Consider the following 12613-nt stretch of genomic DNA (forward strand, 5'->3'; position numbering starts at 1 on the left):
TCCCGTATTCAGCCCATTGTAGGCATTGGAGAAAAAAGCATGACATTTATTACATTAAGCAAGCAATTGTCTGGCAAGGCGTTACCTGCGTTGGCATTAGCTAGCCTAATTGCTATGGCTGGCTGTACAAAATCTGAAACCGATAACAGCACAGAGGCGGCCCAATCTACAGCGGGCAAAACCATTCGTATTGCGACTGAAGGCGCTTATCCTCCATTTAACTATACCAACAGTGATGGCAGCTTGGGTGGCTTTGATGTGGACGTGATCAATGCAGTTTGTGAGCAGATGCAAGCCAGATGTGACATCGTCTCGCAAGAGTGGGATGGTATTATCCCAGGGCTATTGGCCAACAAATATGACGCGGTTATTGCCGGTATGTCAATCACCCCTGAGCGTTCAGAAACGGTTGATTTCACCGAGCCTTATTTTTCAAATACCATGGTATGGCTGGCCAAAAAAGATGGCAAATTTAGTCCAGATGATATCACCAACAAAAGTTTAGGCAGCCAGCGCTCAACCACTTTGGCTGAGTATCTGTTACAAAACTATTCCGATAAAGATGGCAACAAAGTAAATTTATATGACACTTATGAAAATGCCTATATGGAACTAAGATCTGGTCGTGTGGATGCAGTATTGGCTGAAAAAGTATCGGCTGCGGATTGGCTATCAGAAAACCCAGATTATGGCTTTATCGGCGGCGAGATTGATAATGATGATAACTTAGGTATTGCGGTTCGTAAACAAGATCCATTAAAAGCTGAGTTTGACGCAGCGATTACGACCTTGCGTGAAAACGGCACTTTGGCAGAAATTGAAGCCAAAAACTTTAGCAAATAAAATAATTGGCATGATTAAAAAAGCGTATGGCAAATCCATATACAAAAATTTATTGAAAGTTGGAAAATATAATGACACATACAATGAAAGTAAAAGGTAAGTGGGCGCTATTATCTATGGCTTTATCTGGACTTCTGTTAACTGCTTGTGGCGGTAAAGCTGACAGCAATGAACAAGCTGATGCAACAGGCTCAGACGCGGCTGCCAGTGGTGAAGTGATTAGAATTGCGACTGAATCAAGCTATAAGCCATTAAGTTATACAGATGCTGATGGTACTTTGGTTGGTTTTGAAATTGACTTAATCAATGCGTTATGTGAACAGATGCAAGCCACTTGTGACATTAGCTCGCAAGAATGGGATGGTCTAATTCCTGGCCTACAAGCGAAGAAGTTTGACGCCATTATTGCTGGTATGTCAGTGACGCCTGATCGTTTAGAGAAGGTTGATTTTTCTGAGCCTTACCTAGAAAACGGTCTAATCTTAGTAGCCAAAAAAGGCGAAGATGTCAGCGTAGACAGTGATTTTGCTCAAATCCCAGTAGGTGCGCAGCGTGCAACCATCGCTTCTCAATATGTCGAAGAGACTCATCCTGAAGCCAAAATTAACTTATATGATACGCAAGAAAATGCTTACTTAGACTTAAGCTCAGGTCGTATTCGTGCCTTATTCTCAGACAAAGTGACTGCTGGTAACTGGTTAACCAGTGTAGAAGGTCAAGCCTTTGAACAAAAAGGCGCTGAGTTCAAAAATGACGACAAAATGGCGATAGCGATGCGTAAAGGCGACCCATTGGTTGAGAAATTTAACAACGCATTGACCGCCATTAAAGAAAGCGGCAAATACGATGAAATCTCAGCCACTTACTTTGGTACAGAGAGCACTGCTGCTGCACAAGCCGCTGCCAATTAATAACCAATAAATGGGTGCTTGTCACTCTATATAACGCTTTGATAAAGGATACAAGGATGCTTGACTTATTTACATCAGGTAAGAAACAACCGGGTCGTCTTAAGACGGTCACACTGTTAACCACAGTGGCAATGTCAGTAGCATTGACTGCCTGTGGTGGTCAGTCAGAATCAGCAGCGACAGAAGAAAAAGCCGCAGATGATGTGTTACATATTGCGACGGAAGGCGCTTATGCACCTTTTAACTATACGGATGCTGCCGGTAATCTAGCTGGATTTGATGTGGATATTAGTAATGCCTTGTGTGAACAGATGCAGGTAACTTGTGAGATAGAGTCACAAGATTGGGAAGGTATTATTCCTGGCTTAAAAGCTAAGAAATATGATGCCATTGTCGCAGCCATGTCTGTGACGCCAGAACGCTCTGCACAGGTTGATTTTACCGAGCCATACTTTACCAACTCTTTGGTATTTATTGCGACCAAAGACAGTGCCTTTGATCCAAGCCAAGCGCAGATGATTAATGGTCATCAGATTGCCGCGCAGCGCTCGACCATTTCATCACAGTGGTTAGAAAATACCTATCCTGAAGCGGATATCAAAATGTATGATACCTTAAATAATGCGTTTTTAGATTTAGAGTCTGGCCGTGTTGAAGCGATGATCTCTGATAAGCTACCAGCTTTAGAATGGCTGAGTCATAACAATGATGGTTTTGAGCTCAAAGGTGATGAAATCGAAATTGATGATAATTTTGCGATTGCGGTACGTAAAGAAGATCCTTTAAAGCAGAAGCTTAATGAGGCATTGGCTGCCATCAAAGCCAATGGTACTTATGATACGTTAAAAGACAAGCACTTCTCGATTCCTTAGTAGCTAGCCTAAGTGTGAGAGTTTGAGCGCTTGAGCATAAAAGTATAAGCATCAAAGTGCTGCTTAATAAATTAGGCAGCACTTTTTTGTTGAATCTAAGTGTTATTTCTTTATTTTGGATAGGAAATGGAAATACGCATATAACAAAAATGAGCCTTGTAAGTCAAAACAGTTTTTATGCGGATAAGGACATATCCGAGTATAATGTGTTAAAATTTGGCGCTTGTATGTTTGGTTTTTGACGTTATTTACTTCTTTTCACTTCTTCTTAATCATTAGGTATCTTCTCACGTGTTTGATTTGCAAGGTTTTGGACATCTCTTACTTAGTGGCTCGTTGATTACCATCAAGCTGGCTGTATCAAGTCTTGCGATAGGGTTGATCTTAGGTCTGTTGGGTGCGACAGCCAAACTTTCTAGATTTTGGATTTTGCGTAAATTAGCGACCATTTACACCTCGACCATGCGTGGTATTCCTGAGTTGCTACTGGTGCTGTTTTTGTACTATGGCGGTTCGATGCTGATCATGGCAGTACTGCAAAAGTTTGGCTATACCGACTATGTCGAAGTCAGCCCATTCTTGGCAGGTATTTTGGCGCTGTCAATTGCATTCGGTGCTTATGCAACTGAAGTGTTTCGGATGGCAATTCAAGAGATACCCAAAGGGCAATGGGAAGCGGCTGAAGCCATTGGTATGAAGCCGATGCAGGTTTATTTTCGCATCATTGTGCCGCAAGTGTGGCGCTTGGCCTTACCTGGATTGGGAAACCTGTTTTTGGTATTGTTAAAAGATACGGCCTTGGTGTCTGTGGTCGGTTTGAAAGATATCATGTATCACGCCTCTCGAGGGGCACAAGCCACCCAGCAAGCCTTTACCTTTTATATGGCTGCGGCCTTTATTTATTTAGGGTTAACTGTGGTGGTTACCGCTATTATGATGTGGCTTGAGTGGCGGGCAAATCCTGCGCAGCGCTATGCAAAAAAGCTGGCAAAGCAAAAAGTCTCGCAGTCATTAAATGCAGCTGAAGGGTAGGGGTAGTTATGGATTGGAATTGGCAAGTAATTTTTCAATATCTACCAGACCTATTAGGCGGAGTGGCATTAACGGTTCAGTTGGTGGGTATCTCAGGTATTTTGGGTCTGTTTTTTGGCTTAATATTGGCGCTATTGCGTTTGTCCAATAATAAGTTGGTGCAAGTGCTGCCCTTTTTATATATTTTCTTTTTTCGGGGCACACCGTTATTGGTGCAGATGTTCTTGATTTACTATGGCTTATCACAGTTTGATTTTATCAAAGAGTCTGTGCTTTGGGAGCCGGTATTAAAGCAGCCCTTTTGGTGTGCGATTATCGCCTTTACCTTAAATACCAGTGCTTATACCGCTGAAATCATTCGTGGGGCGATTCAATCTATCCCACCAGGTGAGCTGGAAGCGGCTGATGCCATTGGCATGTCACGCTGGCAAAAATTGACCCGCATTACCTTACCAAGAGCCTTTGGTATCATGTTGCCAGCATACAGTAATGAAGTGATTTTTATGCTAAAAGGCAGCTCATTGGCGATGACCATTGCCCTGATGGATATTACCGGTATTGCCAAAACCATTAGCGCTCGTACCTATACCATCTTTGAGTTGTATTTTGCAGCTGGGGTGATTTATTTGGTGCTATCTTGGGTGGTATTACTGGCTTTCCGCTTCTTAGAAAAGCGTATGAACCGTCACAGCAGTTATGTGCCGCCAGATGTGGCAACTCAGACGATACCTTGAATAATAATATAAGGGCTGTATAGACATTGATAAATATTACTAACAGCCCTTAATGATTTGGCATAACAAAATAAAGACACGCTCTAGCTTCTTAGTTCCTATTGCTTACTTATCCTTCCATTTTAGCAAACGTTTCTCTAAAAATGCTTGCATACCTTCTTTTTGATCATCAAGAGCGAAAGTAGCATAATTGCTAAGTGGATGATCTTACTGAATAGACAGTGTTACTGACCAGTGAAGACAGCATGTCGTTTTTGCTTAAACGCAGCAATACCCTCTTTCTTATCTTCAGTGGAAGCTAGAAGTGAAAAAACTTGCCGTTCATAGTTCATAGCAGCTTCTAACCCCATTTCAACTGAGTTATTGAGTGAGCGTTTGGCTTGACTAATAGCAAATGGTGCGTTTCTAGCTATCTTGGTGGCAATCGACTTGGCTTGTTCGAGTACATCATCACAAAGCTCTGTCACCACACCCCATTCCGCCATGGTAGATGCTGACATAATTTCACCAGTATAAATCATTCGAGCAGCTCTATTTTTTCCAATCAGACGTGGTAATATCTGTGTTCCACCTGCTCCAGGCATAATGCCAAGCTTGACCTCAGGTAAGCCAAACTTTGCATTTTTATCAGCAATAGCAAAGTCGCAGGATAATAGTAACTCCATGCCACCACCCAAGCAGTAACCTTCAACAGCAGCAATTAAAGGAATTGAGCATTGTCTAATTCGCATCCATGCAGCGACTCTGGCATCCAAAAGTGCTTGTTTCGGACTCAGCGTAGCGATTTCATCAATATCTGCGCCGGCAGCAAAATTACCTTGTAGGCCATAAATAATAATAGCTTTAGCTGTATGATCAGAGATTAGTTGCTCGATAGTATCTGCTATATGCACTACCAATGCTGTATTTAAGGCATTCTTGCGTTCTGGTCTATTGATGCCCAATGTAAAAATATTATTTTCTAGTGATTCAACCTTTAAAAATTGTTGATGTTGCATATCCACTCTCTTTTAATGGGTTAGCGCTTGTATAGAGTAAAGTTAGAGTGCCACATATCTACATGTCTAAATACCTATGTCCTATATATGAGGCACTCGAACTTTCGATAAACCAATCAGTAATAGGAAATATTTTTAGTTATATCTACGTAAATCGACTACACGCTTTGCTTTACCTTCAGAACGAGGTAGTACACCTAGTGGCTCAATAATGACATCGACACTAGCACCAATAGTAGATTTGATATTGTAAGTAAGCTGCCGTTGCATGCGTGAACTATCCTGTTCTTCATCAACAGGCTCTACACGTATCCGTAATTGATCCATTGCACCCATGCGATATCGCTCAATTAAGTAGTTTGATGATAACCCAGGTACCTTCATTATTTGTTCTTCTAATAACGAGGGATAAATGTTAACACCACGCAAAATAATCATATCGTCATTACGTGCAGTGATTTTTTCGATCCGGCGCATGGAGCGAACATCACCAGGAATAATACGAGTAATATCACCAGTTCGATAGCGAATAACAGGCATGGCTTCTTTAGCAAGCGTGGTGATCACCAACTCACCTTGTTCACCGTCTGGGAGCACTTCACCTGTTTCTGGATCAATAATTTCTGGATAGAATAAATCTTCCCATATAGTCAGACCATCTTTGCTTTCGACAGATTCTTGGGCAACACCAGGACCCACTACTTCAGATAAGCCATAAATATCAACAGCATCCATGTCAAAACGTTCTTCGATATGTGAGCGCATCTCATTGGTCCAAGGCTCAGCACCAAAAATGCCTACTCGGATACTGGTTTTTCTAGTATCCATGCCTTTTTTATCCATGGCTTCGGCTATATTGACCATATAGGACGGCGTTACCATCATTGCATTTGGCTTAATCTCTTCAATGGTTTGAATTTGACGGCTAGTCATACCGCCAGAGATAGGAATAACTATCGAGCCTAATCGCTCTGCGCCATAATGTGCACCCATACCACCGGTGAATAAACCATAGCCATATGCGATCTGGACAATATCATCAGGTGTGACACCAGCAATAACCAAAGAGCGTGCTACTGCTTCTGACCACATTTTAATGTCATTTTTAGTGTAAGCGACGATAGTAGGCTTGCCGGTGGTACCTGATGAGCCGTGAAGTCTCACAACATCTCGGCGATCGACACATAGTAATTTTAATGGATAATTATCTCTGAAATCATTTTTAACCATAAATGGAAATTTGCTCAAATCTTGTAACGATTTGATGTCGTCTGGATGTACATCAGCATTTGCCATATGGTTTTTCCAGAAGTTATTGTTATTGTAGGCATGTCTTACGATATGTTTAAGACGCTTTAGCTGAAGGGTAGAGATTTCATCACGAGAGGCAACCTCAATACGATTGTAGTATTCTAGACTCATTTTAAATTCCTTTTTAAATGTCTATTTAAGTAACAAAATATTAAGTAATAAAATTAGTGCTTATTAAATAATGGCATTAAAAATGCATTTTTCCTTTTAAAGCACGGCTAAACCCTTGAAATTCGGCTAGTATGTCACCGTTTTTTCCTCGGGTTACTTCGACACGATAGGAGCCTGAGCGTCCATAAACGCCTGACTCATATGCGTAAGCATATAGCTCATCACCGATCAATGCGGGCTGCCAGTATGCAATGGTACACATATGTCCCACTACAACTTGATTATTAGCGTTGCAAAGATGAGCAAAAGTAGTATCTGCTAAACTAAAGATTGCACCACCGTGGCACGTGTCATGACCATTGGTATGCTTAGACTCAACTTTCATCTTACATACAGAGTAGTGCGCTCTAGCGTCAACCAACTCAATACCCAAATGGGCTGAAAATGAACAGTTATCGAGCATTTTTTGAGCAATATTATGTGCCCGTTCATCGGAAGTGCGTTGCTCGAATAACTGCTTGAGCGTCACATCAGTAGCGCTTTTATTACAAGTAGAGTTGGCTTTACACAAGCTACTTTTCCGAACATTAGCAGAGGTATCTGGAGAGTTCAGCTCTTCTGATATAGGAGTGTTATTTGTACTGTTCATCAGCTACTCCTTAGCAATAGATTTATTATTTGATTGGGTCATTAGCATAGGTGGTACAGTGTAACAACTACTTCCGTATAATCGTCTTAGGGTCTCAAGAGTATTTATAACGACTTCTATGCCAATTACATCTAGCCACTCAAAGGCGCCTAAAGGGTAGTTAACGCCGCCTTTTAAAGCTTTATCAATACCTTCAGGGGTTGCGATACCTTGGGTTGCACAAATAGCGGCCTCGTTAATAATCATGCTAAGTACACGCAAGTTTATTAGACCTGGGCAATCTGGCACGATTGTCCAGTGAATATTTCCCAACGGCTCTGGTTGTTTACCTTCCATTATCTTTTGAGCGATGGGGCCCGCTGCGATGGCCACAGTCGTGTCTAAAACATTGGGATTTTTAATATCAGCAAGAATGACGGGATGCTCACAAGAGTACTCCCACTCAGCGGCTAATCTGCCATCTGATGCATAAACATAGACATTACTATCTAAAATGCCAATGAGCTGGTCATAATGAGGGGCTGATTTGGCATCTGTTATTTTTGAGCTTAGATGTGCTTTTTGTTCAGCGACCCATGGATGGTTGCCAAAGGCTTTAAATAAAGCATAACGCTTTAAGTCACCAGTGGGATTGTTTTTATCGCTTGGCTGGTTACTGGTATTGTGAGATAAGGGTTTAGATGGATGTGGTGAGGGTTGCTTGTAATCATAAAAACCTTTACCGCTCTTACGACCCAGGAAGCCTGCTTCTACTAAGCTGCCTTGTATCAGACTTGGTCGCAAATGTGGAGGGTAGAATAAGCTATCGAAAACTGAACAGCTGACAGCATAGTTTACATCTTGACCAATAAAGTCAGTTAACTCGCAAGGTCCCATCTTAAATCCTGCGTTACGCAAACTAGAGTCCAGCTGGCTAGGCGTGACAATTTGATCTTCGATTAATCGAAAGCTTTCGATATAAAAGGGTCGAGCTACTCTATTAACAATAAAGCCTGGTGTGTTTTTACATTTAACGGGCGATTTCCCCCAGCTTTGCATCAGTTTAATACAAATCTCGGTGGTATCTGATGAGGTTTGCAACGCCTCAATCACTTCGACAAGTGGCATGATACCTGGTGGATTAAAGAAGTGTAATCCGATAAAACGCTCAGGTTTTTTTAGGCAAGAGGCAATCGCTGTTACTGATAATGAAGAGGTATTTGTTGCAAGAATGGTGTCTTGGCTAACAATAGACTCAAGGTTTTGGAAGACTGTTTGCTTGATATCTAAGCGCTCGACAATAGCCTCGATAACCAGCTTAGCATCTGATAGGGCATCGTTATTTTCACTGAGTGTTAAAGCAGACAGCCACTGGACTTTATCTTGCTGAGTTATCTTTTCTTTATTGACAAATTTAGTGAACAAGCTATCGAGCGAGTTCTTTGCTCTTTGTAATTGCTCGGATGACTGGTCAACCAATACAACTTTATGCCCTGCTTGCAATGCAAGCTGTGCAATGCCTTGACCCATTGTACCTGCACCGATAACACCAACGGTGAGTCTTTCATCACTCATAAAACATCCTTGTTTTGTTATGGTATATAAATATCTTATGTAAAATCAATCAGCTTTAGCGTCCTGCTATATTCGATGAATGCATCAAAGCTGAAAGGTGCTTAACGTTAATTGTTGTTAACGTTAAGCATTTAAATAATAAAAAATGGACTTTTTTAAATGGACTTTCTCAATAATAGCAGTTAGTTGGTTTGCTCACGTACGGTAACCCAACCAAATCGAGGTGCTACAAAACCTAAGTCTGTAAGACTAACATTAGCAGCAGGATTTAATCCTGAGCCATGAAAGTCAGAATAGGCACTAGATTGGTTGACATATACTCCACCTGTTAAGTTAACAGATAAAGGTGATCCAGCATCGGCAATATCATCTATTGCTTTTTGTTTAAAATCATCCTCTACACTATAAAGTGCAGTTGTCATTGCACCATATTCTTCAATACTGTCACAAACTAGAGTTAATGCGCTGTCCGCATCCTCCGTTTCTATTACATAAGCAATAGGACCAAACTGTTCCTCATAAATTAATGCATCATTTTGATCCACTTTAATTATTTGAGGCTTGGCTGTGTTGGCATTAGGGAAGGCTTCAAAGTTAGCTTTTTCCATCGCTAGCACAAAAGTTTTGTCACTTTGAGCACTATCATTTACGCGCTTGCAGACGCCTTCATTATTTAACGCACCCATTAGTGCAAATGCACGTCGATCGTCACCTAATAGCTTTTCAACGGCAGTGGCGATACCTTGAGCAACATCATCAAAGCTCTTATGCCCGTCATTTGTTTCTATGCCGTTTTTCGGAATATAAATGTTTTGAGGTGCAGTACACATTTGACTAGAGTATAGGGATAGTGAAAAAGCGATGTTGCTGGTCATGGCTTTGAAGTTATCAGTTGATTGAATCAGAATGTTATTTAGGCCTGCCTGTTCTAAATAAAGCTGAACACCATTCGTGTTTTCTTTTAGCCAATCACCAAATGCGTTACTACCAGTAAAGTCAATCATCTTAATGCGCTTGTCTTTAAGAATATCCTGTGTATAAGCATTGTCGCCATTAGAAATAGCCAGTTGTACGACATCAGGATTAATATTTTCTTCTTGTAAGACTTCACGCATAACATCAACTGTTATCGCAAGAGGAAGGATGGCGTTATCAGATGGCTTAACGATCACACTATTACCTGTTACCAGTGCTGCAAAAATACCTGGATAACCATTCCATGTTGGGAAAGTTGCACAGCCTATCGTAACATCAATGCCTTTACCACGTGGAATAAAGTGTTTGTCCATTGCAACCGTAATTAAATTACCTTCTTTATCTTTTCCTGTTACTTTATTCCACTGAACACTTGGGGCAGTTGATTCGATGGCATTTGCAGCATAAGCGAGGGTTTCCAAGCCTCTTTCTAAGGCATGGGGACCGCCTGCTTGGAATGACATCATAAAAGGTTGGCCTGTGGTGTGCATCACACTATGAACCATCAGGAAAGATTTTTTAGACAGTCGTTCAAGGACTTCTAAGCACACACCAAATCGAGTTTCAGCATCCAGACGACGCCATTGTTTTTGTGCTTGCTGAGAGCGATCTAATAGTGTTTTTTTGTCAAGTTTCGGAAATTGCATGGTGGTGTCAATACCGAAGGGAGAAGTTGATTGGCATGTGACATAGTCAGCATCTTGCATGGGTACTTTGAGCTCAAATTTATTCCCCAATAGAGCGTTAAAATCATCTTCCCCCTTTTGCTTTGCACCCTCTCCATAATGTCGCTCACTGGGCATTTCAGGATAAGCTGCCCATTCTTCTCGGGTTTTAATTACTTGTTTTGCTTTTAGTAGGGTGTCTTTATGTTTTTCATATAATGCGGACATCTAATACTCCTTTTAATTATGTTCCGACTGAATAAACCCTGTGGATTTAACTTGATTCAATTAAGTTTAAAAATTAATACTATAACTGAGAAGGTCTACTTCCTAATAACACACTTGTAAACTCAAAAAACAATACACCATTATGAAAATGGTTGCAATATGATGATTTAAAAATAATATTAGACAAGCAATAACACACTTGTAAACTTAAATTTAATGTTTTACTATTATTAAAACGCTAATGATATGAGCAGATGGAAAGGAAGCCAGTTGCTGTTAGCACATTATGACACTGTTTGTCTCCATGCTAAGCCTATCAGAGCCACCTATCTTCCTTTGAAAAACGACTAGTTTATTTACTGTTGCTTTCCTATTACACTTTCATACTATCTTACTAACTTTGTGTTAGTGACATTCAGTTTTAATAAAATTAAGCTTATATTTCAATGGATTGAAAAATGTCTTATACATCAGATACAGTTCAAATTGTCTATCAAAATGGTGTCGCCACCATTACCTTAAATCGCCCAAAACAGCTTAATGCTTTTAATGAAGAGATGCACCATGCGCTAGCAGCTGTGATAGATGAAGTTGCTGCTAATGATAAAGCACGTGCAATTATTATTACAGGCGCAGGAAAAGGGTTCTGTGCTGGTCAAGATTTGGGTAACAGAGATCCACGCAAGCAAGTCTATGATTTAGGTCAAACCATTACTGAGTTTTACAACCCACTAATTAAGCGTATTAAAAATTTAGGAAAGCCGACTGTTGCAGTCGTAAATGGTGTTGCAGCAGGGGCTGGTATTGGTATAGCTTTGGCTTGTGACATAGTTTTATGCTCTGAGACAACCAAATTTGCAATGGCATTTGGCAAGATTGGCTTAGTACCTGACTCTGGCTTAACTTGGCAGTTAGTACAGCTTGTTGGATTGGCACGTGCGAAGGCGTTAGTACTGACTAATGCAACGTTAAGTGCTGAACAGGCTTTAGATTATGGGTTGGTTTGGAAGGTGTATGAATCATCAAGACTGATGAGTGAAGCAAATAAGCTTGCAACAAACCTTGCATACGGACCTAAGCTTGGTATGTCCTTAACAATAAAAGCTTTAAACCAAGCCACTACCAACTCATTAGAGCAGCAACTAGAGCTTGAGGCAACTTATCAACGCGAAGCAGGTTATAGTGATGACTATAAGGAAGGGGTTACTGCCTTTTTAGAAAAACGACCAGCTGTTTTTTTTAAAGAGTCTAATGGTGGCAAAGAGAGCCAGTCATGATTAAAGCTAGCCCTGAAATATTGGATAAATACGGTTATATCTTTCAAAAGCAGAATGATGAGGTTTTACCTGCTTGGATTCTAAAGAATTTTGTGGTTAATGTGATAGAGCTAAGCGCAGGACAGGCAGTTTTTGAGTTGGTGTATAACTCTGATTTATATCGTAAAGTCCCAGGAACTGCATCAACCAAACTTATGTCAGGTCAAGCTATCATGGCAGCTGCTGATACCCTGCTCATTTATCCAGTTTTGGCACAGGTTGGTCAAGAAAAAGAGATGGTGACGTTAAATACTAATACCGAATTTTTAAGACCGATAAAAGAAGGTGTCGTTACCATAAAAGCGAATGTTATACGTGCTGGCAGTAAGGTTGTCAGAGGTCAAGTGGAGTTCTTTGATGTAGATGACAAGCTATGTGCGCTATCTACATTATGCTATATATTTATTTAAATAG

At 40.8% G+C, this 12613-nt stretch carries 12 protein-coding genes; 7 read left to right on the forward strand and 5 right to left on the reverse strand.

Annotated elements, in window-relative coordinates; translation table 11 throughout:
- Positions 1-39 precede the first annotated feature (39 nt).
- The 5 genes from H140_RS0103085 to H140_RS0103105 all read left to right on the forward strand — a co-directional run bounded on the left by H140_RS0103085 (position 40) and on the right by H140_RS0103105 (position 4392).
- The gene (locus H140_RS0103085; protein WP_019672190.1) at positions 40-843 is read left to right on the forward strand and encodes a transporter substrate-binding domain-containing protein; all 804 of its coding nucleotides are present in this window, start codon (positions 40-42) and stop codon (positions 841-843) included.
- 71 nt (positions 844-914) lie between these two features.
- Entirely contained in the window at positions 915-1754 is an 840-nt protein-coding gene (locus H140_RS0103090; protein ID WP_026348793.1) for a transporter substrate-binding domain-containing protein, read from the forward strand.
- 56 nt (positions 1755-1810) lie between these two features.
- A complete protein-coding gene (locus tag H140_RS0103095) occupies positions 1811-2626 on the forward strand; it encodes an ABC transporter substrate-binding protein (RefSeq protein ID WP_019672192.1) in 816 nt (271 codons plus the stop codon).
- 291 nt (positions 2627-2917) lie between these two features.
- Entirely contained in the window at positions 2918-3658 is a 741-nt protein-coding gene (locus H140_RS0103100) for an ABC transporter permease (RefSeq protein WP_019672193.1), read from the forward strand.
- A gap of 8 nt (positions 3659-3666) precedes the next feature.
- On the forward strand, positions 3667-4392 hold the full coding sequence (locus tag H140_RS0103105; protein ID WP_019672194.1) for an ABC transporter permease: 726 nt from the start codon (positions 3667-3669) through the stop codon (positions 4390-4392).
- A gap of 224 nt (positions 4393-4616) precedes the next feature.
- Here H140_RS0103105 and H140_RS0103110 read toward each other — a convergent pair whose 3' ends face one another.
- From H140_RS0103110 to paaN, 5 genes are all read right to left on the reverse strand, one after another.
- Positions 4617-5390 carry an enoyl-CoA hydratase/isomerase family protein gene (locus tag H140_RS0103110; RefSeq protein ID WP_019672195.1) on the reverse strand — a complete coding sequence of 258 codons (774 nt, stop codon included), beginning with the start codon at positions 5388-5390 and terminating at the stop codon, positions 4617-4619.
- A 135-nt stretch (positions 5391-5525) separates the two neighbouring features.
- Positions 5526-6812 (reverse strand): phenylacetate--CoA ligase family protein, encoded by a 1287-nt coding sequence (locus tag H140_RS0103115; protein ID WP_019672196.1) that lies wholly within the window; start codon positions 6810-6812, stop codon positions 5526-5528.
- Positions 6813-6888: 76 nt separating this feature from the next.
- Positions 6889-7461, reverse strand: coding sequence for a hotdog fold thioesterase (locus H140_RS0103120; protein ID WP_019672197.1), 573 nt, complete (start codon positions 7459-7461; stop codon positions 6889-6891).
- 3 nt (positions 7462-7464) lie between these two features.
- A complete protein-coding gene (locus tag H140_RS0103125; RefSeq protein WP_019672198.1) occupies positions 7465-9015 on the reverse strand; it encodes a 3-hydroxyacyl-CoA dehydrogenase NAD-binding domain-containing protein in 1551 nt (516 codons plus the stop codon).
- Between the two features lie 182 nt (positions 9016-9197).
- A complete protein-coding gene (gene paaN / locus H140_RS0103130; RefSeq protein WP_019672199.1) occupies positions 9198-10883 on the reverse strand; it encodes a phenylacetic acid degradation protein PaaN in 1686 nt (561 codons plus the stop codon).
- A 458-nt stretch (positions 10884-11341) separates the two neighbouring features.
- Between paaN and H140_RS0103135 the strand changes: the two genes are divergently transcribed.
- Together H140_RS0103135 and H140_RS15040 are read left to right on the forward strand one after the other, a co-directional pair.
- Entirely contained in the window at positions 11342-12160 is an 819-nt protein-coding gene (locus H140_RS0103135; protein ID WP_019672200.1) for an enoyl-CoA hydratase-related protein, read from the forward strand.
- Complete coding sequence (locus H140_RS15040) at positions 12157-12609, forward strand: PaaI family thioesterase (RefSeq protein ID WP_019672201.1); 453 nt, start codon at positions 12157-12159, stop codon at positions 12607-12609. Before H140_RS0103135 ends, H140_RS15040 begins: the two co-directional genes overlap by 4 nt.
- The last annotated feature ends 4 nt before the right edge of the window (positions 12610-12613 follow it).

Source organism: Psychrobacter lutiphocae DSM 21542, from assembly GCF_000382145.1.
GTDB classification, from domain to species: Bacteria; Pseudomonadota; Gammaproteobacteria; order Pseudomonadales; family Moraxellaceae; genus Psychrobacter; species Psychrobacter lutiphocae.